General features: G+C 68.1%; 18 protein-coding genes. 10 read left to right on the forward strand and 8 right to left on the reverse strand.

Annotated features, from left to right (window positions below; genetic code table 11):
- Positions 1 to 4: 4 nt before the first annotated feature.
- Positions 5 to 1,486, forward strand: coding sequence for a serine hydrolase (locus ACGFH6_RS31660; protein WP_393391248.1), 1,482 nt, complete (start codon positions 5 to 7; stop codon positions 1,484 to 1,486).
- 31 nt (positions 1,487 to 1,517) lie between these two features.
- Here ACGFH6_RS31660 and ACGFH6_RS31665 read toward each other — a convergent pair whose 3' ends face one another.
- Together ACGFH6_RS31665 and ACGFH6_RS31670 are read right to left on the reverse strand one after the other, a co-directional pair.
- Complete coding sequence (locus ACGFH6_RS31665) at positions 1,518 to 2,102, reverse strand: dihydrofolate reductase family protein (RefSeq protein ID WP_393391250.1); 585 nt, start codon at positions 2,100 to 2,102, stop codon at positions 1,518 to 1,520.
- Between the two features lie 18 nt (positions 2,103 to 2,120).
- A complete protein-coding gene (locus tag ACGFH6_RS31670; RefSeq protein ID WP_393391251.1) occupies positions 2,121 to 3,407 on the reverse strand; it encodes an MFS transporter in 1,287 nt (428 codons plus the stop codon).
- A gap of 305 nt (positions 3,408 to 3,712) precedes the next feature.
- Between ACGFH6_RS31670 and ACGFH6_RS31675 the strand changes: the two genes are divergently transcribed.
- Entirely contained in the window at positions 3,713 to 4,648 is a 936-nt protein-coding gene (locus tag ACGFH6_RS31675) for an ATP-binding cassette domain-containing protein (RefSeq protein WP_393391253.1), read from the forward strand.
- On the forward strand, positions 4,645 to 5,394 hold the full coding sequence (locus tag ACGFH6_RS31680) for an ABC transporter permease (protein WP_393391255.1): 750 nt from the start codon (positions 4,645 to 4,647) through the stop codon (positions 5,392 to 5,394). Before ACGFH6_RS31675 ends, ACGFH6_RS31680 begins: the two co-directional genes overlap by 4 nt.
- Before the next feature lie 28 nt (positions 5,395 to 5,422).
- Here the strand turns inward: ACGFH6_RS31680 and ACGFH6_RS31685 are convergent, their stop codons facing one another.
- The 3 genes from ACGFH6_RS31685 to ACGFH6_RS31695 all read right to left on the reverse strand — a co-directional run bounded on the left by ACGFH6_RS31685 (position 5,423) and on the right by ACGFH6_RS31695 (position 10,084).
- Entirely contained in the window at positions 5,423 to 8,545 is a 3,123-nt protein-coding gene (locus ACGFH6_RS31685) for a BTAD domain-containing putative transcriptional regulator (RefSeq protein ID WP_393391257.1), read from the reverse strand.
- A gap of 130 nt (positions 8,546 to 8,675) precedes the next feature.
- On the reverse strand, positions 8,676 to 9,149 hold the full coding sequence (locus tag ACGFH6_RS31690) for a GNAT family N-acetyltransferase (protein ID WP_393391259.1): 474 nt from the start codon (positions 9,147 to 9,149) through the stop codon (positions 8,676 to 8,678).
- Between the two features lie 14 nt (positions 9,150 to 9,163).
- A complete protein-coding gene (locus tag ACGFH6_RS31695) occupies positions 9,164 to 10,084 on the reverse strand; it encodes a LysR substrate-binding domain-containing protein (protein ID WP_393391261.1) in 921 nt (306 codons plus the stop codon).
- A gap of 98 nt (positions 10,085 to 10,182) precedes the next feature.
- On the opposite strand from ACGFH6_RS31695, the gene ACGFH6_RS31700 reads away from it, so the two are divergent.
- A complete protein-coding gene (locus tag ACGFH6_RS31700) occupies positions 10,183 to 10,668 on the forward strand; it encodes a cupin domain-containing protein (protein ID WP_393391263.1) in 486 nt (161 codons plus the stop codon).
- 3 nt (positions 10,669 to 10,671) lie between these two features.
- On the opposite strand, the gene ACGFH6_RS31705 is transcribed toward ACGFH6_RS31700, so the two are convergent.
- The gene (locus tag ACGFH6_RS31705; protein WP_393391265.1) at positions 10,672 to 11,142 is read right to left on the reverse strand and encodes an iron chaperone; all 471 of its coding nucleotides are present in this window, start codon (positions 11,140 to 11,142) and stop codon (positions 10,672 to 10,674) included.
- Between the two features lie 183 nt (positions 11,143 to 11,325).
- Between ACGFH6_RS31705 and ACGFH6_RS31710 the strand changes: the two genes are divergently transcribed.
- Positions 11,326 to 12,351 carry an NAD-dependent epimerase/dehydratase family protein gene (locus tag ACGFH6_RS31710; RefSeq protein ID WP_393391266.1) on the forward strand — a complete coding sequence of 342 codons (1,026 nt, stop codon included), beginning with the start codon at positions 11,326 to 11,328 and terminating at the stop codon, positions 12,349 to 12,351.
- Positions 12,348 to 12,992 carry a TetR/AcrR family transcriptional regulator gene (locus tag ACGFH6_RS31715; RefSeq protein ID WP_393391267.1) on the forward strand — a complete coding sequence of 215 codons (645 nt, stop codon included), beginning with the start codon at positions 12,348 to 12,350 and terminating at the stop codon, positions 12,990 to 12,992. The genes ACGFH6_RS31710 and ACGFH6_RS31715 overlap by 4 nt, the downstream gene beginning before the upstream one ends.
- Positions 12,993 to 12,999: 7 nt before the next feature.
- Here the strand turns inward: ACGFH6_RS31715 and ACGFH6_RS31720 are convergent, their stop codons facing one another.
- Positions 13,000 to 14,106, reverse strand: coding sequence for an NAD(P)/FAD-dependent oxidoreductase (locus ACGFH6_RS31720; protein ID WP_393391269.1), 1,107 nt, complete (start codon positions 14,104 to 14,106; stop codon positions 13,000 to 13,002).
- A 54-nt stretch (positions 14,107 to 14,160) separates the two neighbouring features.
- On the opposite strand from ACGFH6_RS31720, the gene ACGFH6_RS31725 reads away from it, so the two are divergent.
- Genes ACGFH6_RS31725 through ACGFH6_RS31740 form a run of 4 tightly spaced genes read left to right on the forward strand, consistent with a single transcriptional unit; the run spans position 14,161 to position 16,197 of the window.
- Positions 14,161 to 14,517 carry a hypothetical protein gene (locus ACGFH6_RS31725; protein ID WP_393391270.1) on the forward strand — a complete coding sequence of 119 codons (357 nt, stop codon included), beginning with the start codon at positions 14,161 to 14,163 and terminating at the stop codon, positions 14,515 to 14,517.
- Positions 14,481 to 14,765, forward strand: coding sequence for a hypothetical protein (locus tag ACGFH6_RS31730; RefSeq protein ID WP_393391272.1), 285 nt, complete (start codon positions 14,481 to 14,483; stop codon positions 14,763 to 14,765). Before ACGFH6_RS31725 ends, ACGFH6_RS31730 begins: the two co-directional genes overlap by 37 nt.
- 23 nt (positions 14,766 to 14,788) lie before the next feature.
- Positions 14,789 to 15,655, forward strand: a complete 867-nt coding sequence (gene sigJ / locus ACGFH6_RS31735) for an RNA polymerase sigma factor SigJ (protein WP_393391274.1) — start codon at positions 14,789 to 14,791, stop codon at positions 15,653 to 15,655.
- Positions 15,652 to 16,197 carry a GNAT family N-acetyltransferase gene (locus ACGFH6_RS31740; protein WP_393391275.1) on the forward strand — a complete coding sequence of 182 codons (546 nt, stop codon included), beginning with the start codon at positions 15,652 to 15,654 and terminating at the stop codon, positions 16,195 to 16,197. Before sigJ ends, ACGFH6_RS31740 begins: the two co-directional genes overlap by 4 nt.
- Here ACGFH6_RS31740 and ACGFH6_RS31745 read toward each other — a convergent pair.
- Positions 16,182 to 16,577: a VOC family protein gene (locus ACGFH6_RS31745; RefSeq protein ID WP_393391276.1), complete on the reverse strand. Its 396-nt coding sequence runs from the start codon at positions 16,575 to 16,577 to the stop codon at positions 16,182 to 16,184. The genes ACGFH6_RS31740 and ACGFH6_RS31745 overlap by 16 nt on opposite strands.
- Positions 16,578 to 16,599 lie beyond the last annotated feature (22 nt).

Consider the following 16,599-nt stretch of genomic DNA (forward strand, 5'->3'; position numbering starts at 1 on the left):
GAGCATGGATACAGGCCTTCGGGGGAGCGTCGAGGAAGGGCTGTGGCCGCTGGTCGAGTCCTTTTGCGGCTCGCACGACGTGGCGGGCCTGGCCGTCGCGGTGGTGCGCGACGAGGAGGTCGTCGCCCGTGGGTTCGGCGTTCGTGACGTCGGCACCGGTGCGCCGGTCACACCGGAGACGATGTTCCATCTCGCGTCGGTGTCCAAGCCCTTCGTCGCGACCGCGATCGTGTCGCTGGCGATCGCTCGCGACACCGGCGAACCGGTGCTCGATCTGGATGCTCCGATCACCGACTGGGTGCCTGAGTTCACGCTGGCCGACGGTCGGGCAGGCGACGTCACAGCCCGGCGTCTGTTGAGCCACACGAGCGGTCTCCCCGACGTCACCGACTACGGCTGGCACGACCCTCAGCTCGGCGACGACGCCCTCAGCGAGTTCGCTCGCAGCCTGTCGGACTGGCGGTTGCAGGCGGAGCCCGGCTCGGCGTTCTCCTACTCCAACGCCGGGTTCGAGCTTCTCGGCCTCCTGCTGTCCAGGGTCACGGGTACGACGTTCGAGAACGCCGTACGGCGCGATGTCCTGGCGCCACTCGGGATGCGGAACAGCACCTTCCTGCGTGCCGAGGTGCCCGCGCACTTGGTCGCTGCACCGCACGTGGGGATGCCACTGTCGGTGCCCGGTGACGCCTATCCGTACACCAGGCGCCATGCCCCGAGCTCGACCCTGCATTCGAACCTGGTCGAGATGTGTCGCTGGATGGTGGCGCACTTCGAGCCCGCCGCAGTGGCTTCCGACGCGCGGTGGGCGCGGCTGGATCCTGGAGTGCTCGACCTGATGTGGCAGCGCGTGGTGTCGGTGGGCAACCCTCCGTCGGACGAAGCGAGGGCACTCGGTTGGGCCATCGGCAGCTACCGCGGGCACCGAACGGTGAGTCACGGTGGCCTGGACCCTGGGTTCGGGTCGAGGCTCGTGCTGGTTCCGGAGCGGCGTACCGGCGTCGTCGTACTCGCGAACTCCAACACGATCCCCGCCTCGCTGATCGCGAAGGCAGCACTCGACATCGCCCTCGCCGATCACCACATCTCCGGGGTGACGTCCGAGGGCGTGACGGCCATGCGCGCCTTGCTGCCCTCGGTCGTCGGCCCCGTCGCCGAGGCGCTGAAAACCTCGGGTCCGGACGCCGCAGAGGCGGCGTACCACCGACTGGCCGCGCTCGAGCCGGCCGAGTTCGACCTCGACGACGAGGGGTTCGACGACGCTGTGTGGGGAGCGATCGAGCTGCACCGCACAGACCTGGTCTGGCCACTGCTGCGAGTGTGGACCGAGTTGCGTCCGGATTCATCCGCCGCTTGGACGATGCTCGGATGGGCCCATCAGCAGGACGGACAGCTCGACCTGGCGAGGAGTGCCCTCCGACGCGCCGTCGACCTCGACCCCGAGAACGACGACCCCGCGCAGATCATGAGCAGCCTCCCGCCGGAGTGACCGACGAGCATCAGAGTGGGCTGAGGCCGGCTCAGGTGTGCAGGGTGGGGTGGTAGGTGAGCTCCTGGGTGTGGCCGTCGAGGGTCCGTTGCTCGATCAGCTCGAGGTCGAAGTCGGCTGCACCTTGGAAGACGGGGTCGACTCCGGTCTGGCCGGAGATGACAGGGAAGATCGTCAGTTGGACGCGGTCGACCAGGCCGGCGGCCATCAGCGACCGGTTCAGCGACAGGCTGCCGGCCGAGCACATCGGTACGTCGGACTCCTCTTTGAGCCGGGCGACGACGTCGACGGCGTCGCCGTTCTCGAGGGTCGCGTTCTTCCAGGCGAGCGGTCCTTCCAGAGTCGTCGACACCACCGTCGTCGGCAGGCTCCTCATCATGGTGTTCACCGGGTCACGTACTTCGGACTCCTCGATGCTCGGGCCCAGAATCTCCAGGAACTGCCGGTAGGTGGTTGCCCCGAGCACCAATCGCGGCTGCTCGCCGTACAGGGCGAGGCGGCGGTCGAGGAACTCGGGGCCCTGCTTGCCCCAGTAGCCGCCCCAGTCGCCGCCTTCGCCGTAAGAGCCGAAGCCGTCGAGGGTGGCGAAGACGTCGAAGGTGTAGATGGCGGTCATGGTGTTCTCCTCGAATAGTCAGAGCTGGGTTGCTGCCGGGACGGCAGTGGTGTCGGGTTCGGTCTCGGCCTGTTCAGAAGGGCTGTCCAGCAGGCGCATGAACGGCGCCAGGGCCAACGATGCCGCAATCGCACCCATGACCAGGGAGGAGACCAAGAGGGCGCTCGGTGCGGACACGGCGTGGATCAGCCAACCGAAGCCGAGTGCGGACAGTGCACCGATCAGGGTGCCGTAAGCGGCTCCCAGGCTGCCTACGCGACCCAGCAGGTTCTGCGGCGTACGACTGTAGAAGGCTGTGAACGGAACCGAGAACATCACACTCAGCATCGAACCGGCCAGGAAACTCACGCCGATCGCAGGTATCGAACCGGGCTGCAGGAAGTGCATGCCCAGCAGAGCCACGGCGTACAGGGCGGTCGCGCCGACGAGCCAGGTCCGTTGAGGCAGCTTCTGCGCCAAGGCGGCAAAGCTGACACCTCCGACCATGCCGCCAACCGCACCCGCACCCAAGAAGATGCCGAGAGACCGGGAGTCCTGGTGCGCGAAGACGAACCAGGCCGGATAGATCAGCGCCGAGATCGGCACGATCACCGCGCCCATGAGCGGCCCGAGAAGCTGCATCTTGCCAAGGAAAGGTTCCTTGATGAGGAAGTGCACCGCTTCACGCATGTCGAGGTACGTCTGGCGGGCCGACATGGGATGTTCATGCGTCATGACCTGCTTCCGCAGACGTGAAACAAGCATGATGCTCAGGAGGAAAAGTACGGTCGTGACCAACAGCGTGTTGGCCTCGCCGAAGGCGGCGATCAGCAGACCGGCGGTGATCGGTCCGATGAACATCGCCACCCCTTGAAGCGTCTGCGTCAGCCCCATCGCGCGGGTGATCGGGACGTCTTCTTCCTTGGCGGCTGCCGGCACTCTCGTCGTCTTGGCGATCTGTCCCGGCCCATCGAAGAAGACACCGAGAATCTGGGTGACGGCGACGAACCAGAGCGAGAAGAAGCCGAACCACAGCGCCACCGCCAGCGTCAATGCGGTGATCAGGCTCAGGCCGTCAGCCAGGATCGATACCCGCCGACCACCGATCCGGTCCGTCACCAAACCTCCGACCAAGGTGCCTATTACCGCGGCGATCCCGATGGCGAAGGCGATGGTGCCGGCACTGGCGGCGCTACCGGTGCGCGTCAGAATGAGCCACGGGATGACCAGGGCGATCACCTGGTTGGCATACGTGGACGCTGACTGCGCTGACAGGATGGTCAGCAGTTGTCTGGCTCTGGAGAGCTTCCGCAATCCCTGCTTCATGTCTCACTCCTACCGGTCGGTCGTCTGGTCCAGCTGGCGCTGGCTGCCCCTCCTGTGCGGCCGCACATCCCTTCCACGAACGCCACCGCCCCGATCCGACACCCCATCGCGGATGACCCGGCTCGTACCCCGATCGTGAGCACTCCCGCTTTCAACAACCTTTCAGTGGCCTTCAGGCGGAACGGTCATGACCAGATCTCGATCACGTCCCTACGCTCCGTGAAGACGCACGCCTGGAAGCCGTGTCAGTGGGCGTGTCAGGGGCGTGTCAGGGGGGTGTCTGGGCGGGTGGCGATGGTTGCTGCATGAACAGCTCAGCGATTGCAGTCTCGGGACTGCGTAAGGCTTATGGGGACAAGGTCGTGCTCGACGGCATCGATCTGGAGGTTCGGGCCGGGACGGTGTTCTCGCTGCTCGGTCCGAACGGAGCGGGTAAGACGACCACGGTCAACGTGCTGACCACCTTGCTGAAGGCGGACGGTGGGACGGTGCGGGTTGCCGGCCACGACATCGACACCGAGGCCAAGGCGGTGCGGTCGGTCATCGGGGTCACCGGTCAGTTCGCGGCGGTGGACGAGTTGCTGACCGGGCAGGAGAACCTGCAGTTGATGGTCGATCTGCTCGGGGTGAACTCCGGCGAGCAGCTCATCGCGGGGCTGCTGGAGCGGTTCGATCTGGTGGAGTCGGCGCAGAAGCCGGTGTCGACGTACTCCGGGGGTATGCGCCGCAAGCTGGACCTGGCGATGACGCTGGTCGGCAACCCGAAGATCATCTTCCTGGACGAGCCGACCACCGGCCTCGACCCGCGCAGCCGGCGGACGATGTGGACGATCATCCGCGGGCTGGTGGCCGACGGCGTGACCATCTTCCTGACCACCCAGTACCTCGACGAAGCCGATCAGCTCGCCGACCGGATCGCCGTCCTCGACCAGGGCCGATTGGTTGCCGAGGGCACCCCGGACGAGCTCAAGCGCCAGCTGCCCGGGACGCACGTCCGGCTCCGGTTCAGCACCGTCGAGGAACTCGACGCGGCCGCGCGGATCTTCACCGACTCGACGCGAGACGACGAAGCGATGGACCTGCGGGTTCCGAGCGACGGCGGGACGAAGTCACTGCGGGCCGTGCTCGACCGGCTCGACGAGTACTCGATCAGCGCCGAAGAGTTCTCCGTCCACACACCCGATCTTGATGACGTTTTCCTCGCCCTGACGGGCCACAACACGGAGGTAGTCGCGAAATGAGCGCCCAGAACCACTCGATCGTCATGCTGCGTCGCAACTTCAAGCACATCACCCGGAACCCGACCTCGGTGTTCAACGCGGTCCTGATGCCGGTCGTCATCATGTTGATGTTCGTGTACATGCTCGGCGACGCCTTCAACGTCGGCGTCGACTACGTCGACTATGCGACACCGGGACTGATGCTGCTGGCCGTCTGCTACGGCCTGGGGGCCACCGCGACCGCGGTGAACTCCGATATGACGAAGGGCATCATCAACCGGTTCAAGGTCATGGACGTCTCCCGTGGTGCGGTGCTGACCGGTCACGTGATCGCCAGTCTGCTGACCAATCTGATCGCCATCGCCGCGGTCGTCGGGGTCGGGTTCCTGCTGGGATTCCGCCCGTCGGCGAGCTTCGTCGACTGGCTCGGTGTGATCGGTCTGGTCGTACTGCTCGGATTCGCGGCCGGCTGGTTCACCGTCGCCCTGGGATTGTTCGCGAAGTCTCCGGAAACCGCGGGCATCGCCGCGGTGCCGCTGGTCATGCTGCCGTTCTTCAGCAGCGCGATCGTCCCGGCGGACAAGATGGGGGCCGGTCTCAAGCAGTTCGCGCAGTACCAGCCCTTCACCCCGATCATCGAAACCCTGCGTGGGCTGCTGAACGGCGCACCGGCCGCCAGCGACGTGATCCCCGCCCTCGCGTGGTGCGTCGGAATCGCACTGGTCGGCTATCTGTGGGCGCGCTCCACTTTCGCGAAGCGAGCCTGACGAACCGGGGCGGTGCCATGCCGCACCCTCACGAGGCGAGTGTGACCTCGACCAGCTCAGACCAGTTCGACTCCGTACCTTCCTGCGTCACCTCGGCGAACCGTGCGTCGCCGAGGTGACGTCGTACGTCGTGCTCGATCCTGACCGCGGCCGGGTTGGAAAGATCCGGCAGACCGCGTACGCCGTTGCTCGCCGCGAGCAGCCGCGCTGCCTGCTCGTACTGTTCGCGGCGCATCGCCAGATCCGCGACCCCGACGATGGCGTGCGCGAGCGAGGGTGCGTGACCGGCCTCGGACGCCGCCCGGAAGGCGGCGGCTCGGTGTCCGCGGGCTTGCTCGAGATCGTCGGCGAAGTCGCCGAGCTGACTCTCGACGACCGCGCGGATGTTCGCCTGATCCGCTTCGTCTCCCAGAACGGTCGTCGCGACCTCGAGTTGCCGGCGTGCCTCCTCGGCATCTCCGCGCCAGCCGGCCAGTTCCGCCTTCGCGAGAGCCAGCACGGCCAGCGCACCGGGCCAGGGGATCCGGTCCGCGTAGCGTTGCGCGTCCGCCATTGCGACCTCACTGGACTCCTCGTCGCCGAGCAGCCAGTACAGCTGAGCCTGTCGCGCGCGCAGCCGAATGACATCGTCGACAGCACCGAACTCGGTGACGACCCCGACCGCCTGTTCGAGGTACTCGCACGCGGCGGCGAACTCGCCGCGCGTGGCGAAGCGGTCCGCCAGCTCGGCCAGGGCGAACGAGATCCCGAACCGTTCGCCGACCGCCCGGAACTCGGTGAGCGCCAGCTCGAGATCCTTGTCCGCATCCCGCCCGTCGCGCCCGAGCATGATCCTCATCTTGCCCAGCTGCAGCCGGGCCATCGCGCGTCCCCAGGGATCCTCGTGGCTGAGCAGCGATTCCCACGCGGGCAGGATCTGGTCCGGAGCCTCCAGCATCCTCTCCAGCGGCGCGATCAACCCGAGCACCGGATGAGGATCCTTACTCTGCCGGCTGTATCGGTAGGCCTTGTGGATCCACTCCGCGACCTGGTGCTCGTCGCCCGGCCCGGAGGTCAGGAACTGAACGACCAGGCCGTACACCATGGCACGGATCTCGTCGGTCACCTCGCCGGGCGTCTCGATGGCCGCCATGATCAGTTCGTTGCCCTCGGTCTTGTGCCCGGCGAGCCACCAGTACCAACCGGCGGACGCGGCCAGCCGCATCGCCCCCTGCGCCTCGCCGGCCGCCACCGCGGCACGCATCGCGGCACTGATGTTGTCGTGCTCGGCCGCGAGTGTGGCAAGCCACTCCAGCTGCTCAGCGCGGCGAAGATGCGGCTCCGCGGTCTCCGCGAGTTCGGTGAAGTAGGCGAGGTGCGCATGACGCGCCAGCTCCGATTCGCCCGCCTCCGCAAGCCGCTGCGCGGCGTACTCCTTGATGGTGCCGAGCATCCGGTACCGCGGCGCCTTGTTGGTGTCCGCGACCAGCAGCGACTTCTCGGTCAGGGCTGTCAGCAGCTCGAGCACCTCACCCGCCTCGACCGCATCGCCGGCGCAGACTCGCTCGGCCGCCTCCAGGCTCGCACCACCGTAGAACACCGAGAGCCTGCGGAGGACCGTCCGTTCGGCGTCGGACAGCAGTTCCCAGCTCCAGTCGATCACCGCGCGGAGCGTCCGTTGCCGCGGCAGCGCAGTACGGCTGCCGCCGGTCAACAAGCGGAAGACGTCGTCGAGCCGGTCGGCGAGCTGATCGAGGGACATGGTGCGGAGCCTGGCCGCGGCCAGTTCGATTGCCAACGGCATCCCGTCCAGCGCGCGGCAGACCCGCGCCATGGTCGACAGCGTGTGGGCATCCACCGCGAAATCCGTGCGTACGGCGGCCGCCCGGTCGCGCAGCAGTTGGACGGCCGGAGAAGCCTCGATCGCGTCCAGGTCCGCGTCACTTGTAGGCAGGGCCAGCGGTACGACGTGCCACAGCGCCTCACCGGTGATGCCGAGCGGCTCCCTGCTCGTCGCGAGGATCCGCAGCCGCCGGCACTCCCCGAGCACTCGATGCGCGAACGTCGCGGCCGACTCGATCACGTGCTCGCAGTTGTCCAGGACCAGCAGCACCTCGCGCTCGCGCAACGCGGTGATGACCCGATCCGTCGGCTCCGTGTCCGGCGCATCGGTGAGCAGCCCATCCCGCAGGCTGAGCGCTGCGAGCGTCGCCTGCGCCACGTCGCCGTCCGCGCCGATGGGCGCCAGTTCCACGAACCACACGCCGTCGGCGAGGTCACCGACCAGCGTGCGCGCGGTTTCGGCCGCGAGTCTGGTCTTCCCCGCGCCGCCCGGCCCGACCAAGGTGGTGAGCCGATGGCCGGCGACGAGATCGCGCACCGTGGCGACGTCGGCGTCCTTGCCGATGAAGCTGGTCAGCTCGGCGCGCAGATTCGTGGTCCGGGTGTCCTCCCGCCGTCCCAACTCGCCCCGCAGCAGCGCGACGTGTACGGCGGACAGCTCGGGGGAGGGGTCGACGCCCAGCTCGTCCGCCAGGGCTTCTCTCGTGCTCTCGTACAGGAGGAGCGCGTCGGCATTGCGGCCGGCCGCGGCGAGGGCCCGCATCAGCGCACCGACGAGCCGCTCCCTGACCGGGTGCGCGGCAACCAGGTCGGTCAGTTCGGTGACCATCTCCGTGCCGTTGCCGAGGCTGATCTCCGCGTCGAAGCGATCCTCGAGGGCGGTCAGGCGCAGCCCTTCGAGCCGCGTGACTGCCGCGTCGTACGCCGTACTGTCCTGCAAACCGACGTCCTGCAGGGCCGCGCCGCGCCACAAGGCGAGGGCCTCCCGCAATAGTCCTATCTGAGCCGGCTGGTCGTTGCGGGCCCGGTTGAGGAGCCGTTCGAACCGGATGGCGTCGACGGCGTCGGGCTCCACCATCAGCCGGTAGCCGTCGGTCTGCCCCTCCACCGACGCGTCCGGCAAAGCCTTCCGGAGCCGGGAGACCAAGCGCTGCAAGGCATTCGCCGCTTCGGCGGGCGGCTGCTCACCCCAGATCCAGTCGACGAGCGTCGCCTTCGGAACCACCTGCCCCGGGCTGAGCGCGAGGGCGATCAACAGCCCGCGCAACCGGGCGCCCGGCACGTCGGCGACGACCCCGTCGTCCGAACGAACCTCGAATGATCCCAGCATCCCGATCTGCACCCGCCCGATCTTGCCATGGGCGGCCGGTCGCCTCGCGATGTGGGATCAACGGAAACAAAGATGTGGGATCAACGGAAACAAAGAGGTGCCGGGCGCGCCAACTGCTGACCGAGGAGAACTAGTCCTTGCGGAGGATGGTCTCTTCGATGGTGGTGTTTCTGGCGGGTGCGAAGCCGTTGTCGGTGCCGATGGCCTTGAAGCCTGCTTTCCGGAGAACCCGCAGCGAGCCTGCGTTGTCGCTGGCCGCGCGGGCGTACAGAGGCCGGGTGGGGACCAGGTCCAGGAGCAGTTCCAGTGCCCGGGTCGCGATGCCCTGGCCCCAGACTGCCCGGTCGATCCAGTAGGTGACCTCGGTCTCGCCGTCCATGACGAAGGCAGCGGTGGTGCCGACGAACTGGCCGTCGCAGGTGATCGCGCGTGTGGTGTTGGTCGTCGAGGACCTCACCTTGGCCATGTGCGCGTCGAACGCCGCCCTGTCGTCCGGGTCCTTCGCCGTGAACGCAGCCATCCGGACCGATTCAGGGTCTCGCATCTGGTCGAAGAGTCGGTCGAGATCTGAGTCCTCGATCATCCGGAGCGCGATAACTGCCACGTCTCCTCCTCACGTCAAGTTGGGGCACGATCATGATCAAGCCCATCATGAGGGCGAGGACCGACAATCTGTCTGGTCGTCTCCAGGAAGTTGGGAAGGGCGGTGTTCGCGTTGTCGGCGGCCCAGGCGAGTTGGAGCGTGAGCTCGTGCCCGACGACTGGTACGAACCGGACGCCCTCCAGCGACACCGCCTGGTACGACGCCGCCACGATGGTCACCCCGAGTCCGGCCGCGACCAGCCCCAATGCGGAGATGCCGCTCGCCTCCTGCACGATGGAAGGGCTGAAGCCGGCACCTCGGCAGGATGCGATGAACTCGTCGTACGCGAGCACCGAGCGGTGACGCGGGAAGAACACGAAGGGCTCGTCAGCGAGTTCGGACAAGTCGATCCGATCGCGTCGGGCGAGCCGGTGATCGGCAGGCAGCCCAGCCAGGACCGGCTCGGTCAGCAACGTCTCCAGTTGGATGCCCGGCGGAGCCGCCGCCGCCCGCAGGAACCCGGCGTCGATCCGCCCGGCCGTCAGCGCCGCCAACTGCTCGTCGTCGAAGCTCTCGCTGATCCGGACCTCGATCGCAGGGTGGGCGTCACGGTACGAGCGGATGATCGCGGGCAACAGCACCAGCGTGACCGCCGGAAGCGCCGAGATGGCGAGCTCACCCCAGTCACCCTCGGCGGCGAGTCGGGCCAGCCGAACTGCGCGGTCGGACTCGGTCAGCGCGCGCCGTGCCTGCCCGAGCACGGCCTGCCCGGCTGGGCTGAGGACCACCCGTCGGCTGGTCCGGTCGAACAGCCTGACGCCCAGAATCCGTTCGAGGTCGCGGATCTGCCGCGAGAGTGCGGGCTGCGTGATGTGCAAGCGCTCGGCGGCCCGGCCGTAGTGCAGTTCGTCGGCCACCGCGGCGAAGGACCGCCACAACCGCGCGTCCACATCCATGCACTGACGTTATCAATCAAGAACAGATCGGCCTTGGACAACATCGATGCGGCACGGTTGGCTGGTGATCCCCGCGATGCCCGAAAGGATCCCCAGTCATGACCCAGCCAGGAGGTGTGATCTCCAGTCAGGACACCCAGACGGCCCTCTGGTTCCTTGGCGTCCTGTCGCAGGTGCGCGTCAGTGGCGAACAGACCGGTGGGGTCTTCTCTCTGACCGAGAACCTCGCCCGGCGCGGCAACGGCAGCCCGGTCCATTTCCACGACCATGAGGACGAGACCATCTTCGTCCTCGACGGCGACCTGCGCGTCTTCGCCGGCGAAGAGGAACACGCCGCCGGACCCGGCACCGTAGCGGTGCTGCCGCGGCGGATCAGCCACGCGTACGTCGTGATGTCCCCGACAGCACGGTTCATCACATTGCACATGCCTGGCGGGTTCGAGCAGTTCGCAGCCGAGGTTGGAGTGCCCGCTCACACGCTCACGTTGCCGCCGGCACCCGCCGTACCGCCGGATCTGGCTGCGCTGGCCGAGACAGCCGCCCGGCACGGCATCACGATTCTCGCCCCGCCGCCCGAGCCCTAGGGATCAGCTCGCGGCCTTCTTCACGAGGGCGGTGATCTGCTTCTCGCCGGCAGCGGTCAGCTTCGTCAACGCGAAGGCGGTCGGCCACATCTCGCCGTCGTCGAGGTTCGCCGAGTCGTTGAAGCCGAACGTGCTGTACCGCGACTTGAACTTGCCCGCGTTCTGGAAGAAGCAGACGACCTTGCCGTCCTTGGCCCACCCGGGCATCCCGTACCAGAGCTTCGGCTTGAGCTCGGGCGCATTCTCCTTGACGATGGCGTGGATCCGCTCGACCATCGCACGCTCCGCCTCCGGCATCTCGGCGATCTTCTCCAGCAAGGCCGCCTCCGCGTCGTCCACCGCGCCACCCGAGGCCGCCTTCAACTCCTTCGCGCGCTCCTTCATCGCGCCCCGCTCCTCGTCGGTGAACCCGTCGTACGACTTCCCCTGCGTGGCCGTGGCCTTCTTCGCCGTCCGCTTCTGCGTGCCGTTCATAGGAGTTCCTGTCTACGAGATCCGCTGAGAACACTCCCCATGCTAGGAACCGGCCCGCCCCCGAGCTTCTTCAAAACTGATCGATTCCGCTTTCGGCTCCTGGGTAAGCGGAGAGGTCGTCTCCGGTTCGTGGTACGGTAGAACCGGAGACGGGATCTCCGTTAAGGGAGCTGGAGGGTGGAGATGGCTGAGACGGTGCTCGTGACCGGTGGGACGGGGTACGTCGGGGGATGGGCGATCGTCGCGCTGCTCGACGCCGGGTACGACGTACGGACGACGGTTCGTGCCGCGAGCAAGGAGCAGTCGGTCCGGGATGTGGTGGGGGAGCGGGTGGGATTCGCGGTTGCGGATCTGATGCGCGATGACGGGTGGGATGCGGCGATGCGGGGTGTCGACTATGTGCTGCATGTCGCCTCGCCGCTCGGGGACGAGGGTTCGAAGGATCCGGATGCGCTGATCGTGCCGGCGCGCGATGGGGCGTTGCGGGTGTTGCGGGCCGCGACCCGGGCGGGGGTGAAGCGCGTGGTGATGACCTCGGCCGCGAACGCCGCGAGTCCGGCGTCGTACACCGACGAGGGCGTCACGGACGAGACGCTGTGGACCGTCGACTCGCCGTCGCTGCCGGCGTACCGGCGTTCGAAAACCCTTGCGGAGAAGGCGGTCTGGGACTTCATGGAGGGGTACGACGGCCCGACCGAGCTGACGACCGTGCTCCCTGGTGCGGTGTTCGGGCCGATCCTGACGGCGGACACCGTCGGTACGACGCAGATCATCCAGCGGATGCTGACGGGCAAGATGCCGGGTACGCCGAAGATCGGTCTGGAGGTCGTGGACGTTCGCGACCTGGTGGAGCTGCACCTCCGCGCGATGGTGACGCCGGAGGCGGCGGGTCAGCGGTTCCTCGGCACCGGCGAGTTCGTCTGGATGCGCGAGATCGCGGCGGCGCTCAAGGACGCGCTCGGCCCGCAGGCAGCGAAGGTGCCCACCCGCCGGCTCCCGAACTTCATGGTGCGGCTTGCCGCGATTGCCGACCCATCGCTGCGGGCGATCACGATCTCGCTCGGACGCCGCAACCGGCACAGCACGGCCAAGGCTGAGCGTGTGCTCGGTTGGAAGGCCCGCCCCGCGGCCCAGACGGTCGTGGAGTGTGCCCGGAGCCTGATCGCGCACGGCGTCGTACCCGACGTGGCCGCCGGGGTTGCCGCATGAATGACGCCACCCCGAGGAGCGCCCGGCGAGACTCCGTGCGGAACCGTGAGCGGCTGGTGGATGCCGCGCGGGAGGTGTTCGCCGAGCACGGGTTCGGCGCCACGCTCGACGACATCGCCCGGCACGCGGGCCTCGGCACCGGGACGGCGTACCGGAACTTCCCGAACAAGCGCGCGATCGCCGCCGAGGTACTGCGGGAAGCCACCGAACAGATCGCGGTCGACGCACGGGAGGCGCTCGAGATCGAGGACCCATGGGATGCGCTCGTGCAGTTCTTCGAGCGCACGGGCGCCCGGCAGGCCGCCGACCGGGGACTGTACGAGACCCTCACCGGACAAGGCGATGACGAGGTCCAGGCCCGCATCTGGCCCGAGATCGTTGCCGCCGTCACCGAACTCTTCAACCGTGCGTACCGCGCCGGCGCGATCCGCCCCGACGTCGCGGTCCAGGACATCGCCGCGATCTTCGCCCTGCTCGGACCGGCGTTCGAGATGAGTCGCGCCATCGACCCCGACCTGTGGCGCCGCTACCTGGCCCTCCTCCTCGATGCCCTCCGCCCCGCGAACCACCCACCCCTCCCCGTCCCCCCACCTCCCGTGGAGTCCCTCAACCAGATCCTCCGCGCCGGCAAACGCACCTGACCGACGTTCAGGTCAAGGCGGCGAGGGCTGGGTGGCGTTGAGTCAGGTAGGCGCCTCGGACAATTGTTTCTTTGTACTTCGCGGCAGTCCGCCCGGTGAGGACCGCCTCGAGCGGGGAGTCGTCTGCGCGGACGAACTGGATCAGTGCGTCGTGGCGACCCAAGCTGATGCATTGGTTGAAGTAGCGGAAGTGCAGATCCCGCGGCTCGCGCCCGGCCAGACGATCGGTCAGGGCGCGGACCGCATGCGCAGCAGCGGGGATCCCGGTTGCGCAGGCCATCCGCAGTTCCTGGCCGGTGGTCCGTCGTACGGCGGCCGCGTCGCCGACCGCGTAGACGTCCGGATGCGACACCGACCGCAACGTCCCGTCCACGATCATCCGGCCCCGTGAGTCGACTGCGAACCCCGCCTCCGCAGCCAGCCTCGACACCTCGAACCCGGTCGTCCACACCACCACATCGGCCTCGAGCCGATCGTCGCCGTCCAGGGGCAGGCCCGAACCATCGACCGACGTCACCCGCACACCTTCGACGCGCGAGATCCCGAGACGCTGGAAGGTCTTGTGCAGATGGCGTCGCCCGCGATCCGACAGCCCGGCGCCGAGCTCGCTGCTCGTCACCAGCCGCACCTCCCGACCCGGGTAGGTCTCGGCGATCTCGGTCGCGACCTCGATGCCGGTCAGCCCACCGCCCACGACCGCGACGGACCCCTCCTTCTCCAACCGCTCGCGCAGCAGCCTCGCATTGTCGACATCCGCCACGGTGTAGGCGTACTCACGTGCCCCAGGCACCGAACTCAGGTCGGTACGACTCCCCAGCGCGTAGATCAGTACGTCGTACCGCAGCTCCTGCCCGGTCAGTACGACGGTCCGCCGGTCCGCGTCGATGTGGATGACGCGATCGGCGACGAAGTCGACCCCGGTGCCTTCAAGCAGCTCCTTGATCGGGCGCTCCGGCAGCTCCTGGCCGGACGCCAGTTGATGCATCCGGACCCGCTCGACGAAGGTGTCGCGGGCGTTGACCAGCGTGACCGGCGCACCGGTACGGCGAGCAGCCAGCTTGGCCGCGATCATCCCGGAGTACCCGGCTCCCAGTACGACGATGTGCGGTGACATGTGCGCACTCCTCTCGACATGACTCCTGACACCTCGAGGCGGCCCGAATGTGACGTGACGACGGTCACGTCCACGGACCGTCACGAACTCCGCGGGCTGTCCGGTCAGGTCGGCATCGTCTACGAGGAGGAAGACATGCCACAGCAGAAGGCTGTCCTGATGCGCGGCGCGGAGGCCGAGCGGCTCGGCGATCCGCCGAACATGACCTGGCTGATCGCCGACGCCGAGCACACCGACGGCATCATGAACGTCGTCCGCACCACGCTCGGAGCCGGCGTGGACGGTCCGCCGCCGCACTTCCACCAGGAGTCGCCGGAGATGTTCTACCTGCTCGACGGCGCGCTGCGGATCCTGGCCGGCGACCGGATCGTCACGTGGAGAAGGGCGACTACCTGCTCGTCCCGCCACTGATGCCGCACGCCTGGGGTACGCCGCTGGAGGTCGGAGCGGACGTGCTGATCGTCAAGGCGCCCGGGAACAACCGGTTCGACTACTTCCGGCTGGGCGACCGGATCCGGCGCGGTCAGGCGGAACCGGCCGAGGTGCTCGCGACGGCGGAGAGGTTCGACAATACTTTTGTCGACAATGAGGTGTGGCGGCACGAGCTCGCCGTACGGGACGGTGAGCGGCGGCAGCTCATCCCCTTCCCGGAGAACTGATGCCGACCGGCACAATCGGGCTCATGGATGACCTGGCCGAGTTCGAGGCCCAGCGACCCCGGTTGTTCGGCATCGCCTACCGGATCATCGGTGAGGCGAGTGAGGCCGAGGACGTCGTACAGGACGCGTACCTGCGCTGGCGGTCGGCCGAGGGTGTCAGTACGCCGGCCGCCTGGCTGACCACGGTCGTCACCAATCTGTGCATCAACCGGCTGACGTCGGCCCGGGCCCGGCGGGAGCGGTACGTCGGCCCGTGGCTGCCGGAACCTGTTGCCACGGGCAATGACCCGCTGGAGCTGGCGGAACGCCGGGACACCATGACCATGGGCTTCCTGGTGCTGCTGGAGAAGCTGACGCCGCCGGAGCGGGCCGTGTTCGTCCTGCGGGAGGCATTCGACTACGCGCATCGCGACATCGGCGAGGTGCTCGGGATCGACGAGGCCAACGCCCGGCAGCTGTACCACCGCGCGCTGGCCCGGGTCGGCGATGCGCGGCGCCGGTTCTCCGCGAGTCCCGCGGACGGGGTGAAGCTGGTGGAGCGCTTCCTGGCCGCAACCGTCGAGGGCGACGTGGCCGGGCTGGAGCAGATCCTGACCGAGGACGCGTCGGTGTGGGCCGACGGCGGCGGGAAGGCAACCGCTGCCCGCCATCCGATCTTCGGCCGCGTCGACGCCGCTCATTACCTGACCGGCCTTGGGAAGACCCGGCGGGCGCTGGCCGCGACCGTTGCCGTGCGCGAGATCAACGGCGAGCCCGCGATCCTGGTCCACGAGTCCGGCGAGCTCACCGTCATACTTGTCCCGGAGATCCGCGACGACCGGATCAGCACCATCCGCGCCGTCCTGAATCCCGACAAGCTCGCCTATGTCAAAGGACAGCTCGCCGCATGACGACGTACAGCGACTTCCCGGCCGAACTGCTGACCGAGCGCCTGCGACTGCGGCGGTGGAAGCCGTCGGACGCCGAGGAGCACCGCGGACTGTGGACCGAGCGCGATCCTCGAGCGGCACACCGGATCGACGCCGACGGACGGCCGACGGTCGAGGAGATGCGCGACTGGCTGGTGGCGAACCCGCTGGGCACCGAGCCCGGGCTGGGGTTGCTGCCGATCGAGCGGCGCGACACCGGCGAGTTCGTCGGGTACTGCGGGCTGACGGTGGGGGAGGGGTCGTTCGACGAGCCCGAGATCGCCTACGAGCTGGCCCGGCGGGCGCACGGTCACGGCTACGCCACCGAGGCGGGTCGAGCGGTCGTCGAGGCGGCCGAAGCCACCGGGCGGCGGCGGTTGTGGGCCACCGTGCGGGAGTGGAACGGGCCGTCGTTCCGGGTGCTCGAGAAGCTCGGTTTCCACCGCAGCGACCGGGTCACCGAGGACCCGGAACGCGGCGACCTGATCTGGATGACCCGCGAGCTCGGTCAGCCGTCGGCGTAGAGACAGAACGGATGGCCGGCCGGGTCGAGCAGGACGCGCACGTCCTTCTGCGGCTGGAATTCGGCCAGGGTGGCACCGAGCTCCAGGGCATGCGCGACGGCCTCCTCGAGATCGCCGACCTCGATGTCGAGGTGCATCATCATGTGCTGTTTGCCGTCCTCGGCCGGCCAGGTCGGGCGGACCCACTCGGCCGACGTCTGGGACTGGAAGGCCAGGTAGGTCTCGGAGTTCCCCGGCACGGCCAGGGTGAACTCGTTCGGCTCGTTCTTGTGGATCTCCCAGCCGAGCACCGCGTGGTAGAACAACCCGAGCGCCTGTGGATCCGGCGCGTCGATCACGGTCCCGAACCAGTGGCCCTTCGGCGAACGTCCCCTGAGCATGTGTCCTCCTCCTGCTGCAGTC

The organism is Kribbella sp. NPDC049227 (genome assembly GCF_043197265.1).
Lineage (GTDB): Bacteria > Actinomycetota > Actinomycetes > Propionibacteriales > Kribbellaceae > Kribbella.

Bases quoted from the DNA above. Each gene is read 5' to 3' on its own strand.
- ACGFH6_RS31660 (WP_393391248.1), top strand. From the start codon at position 5: ATGGATACAGGCCTTCGGGGGAGCGTCGAGGAAGGGCTGTGGCCGCTG.
- ACGFH6_RS31665 (WP_393391250.1), bottom strand. From the start codon at position 2,102: ATGACCGCCATCTACACCTTCGACGTCTTCGCCACCCTCGACGGCTTC.
- ACGFH6_RS31670 (WP_393391251.1), bottom strand. From the start codon at position 3,407: ATGAAGCAGGGATTGCGGAAGCTCTCCAGAGCCAGACAACTGCTGACC.
- ACGFH6_RS31675 (WP_393391253.1), top strand. From the start codon at position 3,713: ATGAACAGCTCAGCGATTGCAGTCTCGGGACTGCGTAAGGCTTATGGG.
- ACGFH6_RS31680 (WP_393391255.1), top strand. From the start codon at position 4,645: ATGAGCGCCCAGAACCACTCGATCGTCATGCTGCGTCGCAACTTCAAG.
- ACGFH6_RS31685 (WP_393391257.1), bottom strand. From the start codon at position 8,545: ATGCTGGGATCATTCGAGGTTCGTTCGGACGACGGGGTCGTCGCCGAC.
- ACGFH6_RS31695 (WP_393391261.1), bottom strand. From the start codon at position 10,084: ATGGATGTGGACGCGCGGTTGTGGCGGTCCTTCGCCGCGGTGGCCGAC.
- ACGFH6_RS31700 (WP_393391263.1), top strand. From the start codon at position 10,183: ATGACCCAGCCAGGAGGTGTGATCTCCAGTCAGGACACCCAGACGGCC.
- ACGFH6_RS31705 (WP_393391265.1), bottom strand. From the start codon at position 11,142: ATGAACGGCACGCAGAAGCGGACGGCGAAGAAGGCCACGGCCACGCAG.
- ACGFH6_RS31710 (WP_393391266.1), top strand. From the start codon at position 11,326: ATGGCTGAGACGGTGCTCGTGACCGGTGGGACGGGGTACGTCGGGGGA.
- ACGFH6_RS31715 (WP_393391267.1), top strand. From the start codon at position 12,348: ATGAATGACGCCACCCCGAGGAGCGCCCGGCGAGACTCCGTGCGGAAC.
- ACGFH6_RS31720 (WP_393391269.1), bottom strand. From the start codon at position 14,106: ATGTCACCGCACATCGTCGTACTGGGAGCCGGGTACTCCGGGATGATC.
- sigJ (WP_393391274.1), top strand. From the start codon at position 14,789: ATGGATGACCTGGCCGAGTTCGAGGCCCAGCGACCCCGGTTGTTCGGC.
- ACGFH6_RS31740 (WP_393391275.1), top strand. From the start codon at position 15,652: ATGACGACGTACAGCGACTTCCCGGCCGAACTGCTGACCGAGCGCCTG.
- ACGFH6_RS31745 (WP_393391276.1), bottom strand. From the start codon at position 16,577: ATGCTCAGGGGACGTTCGCCGAAGGGCCACTGGTTCGGGACCGTGATC.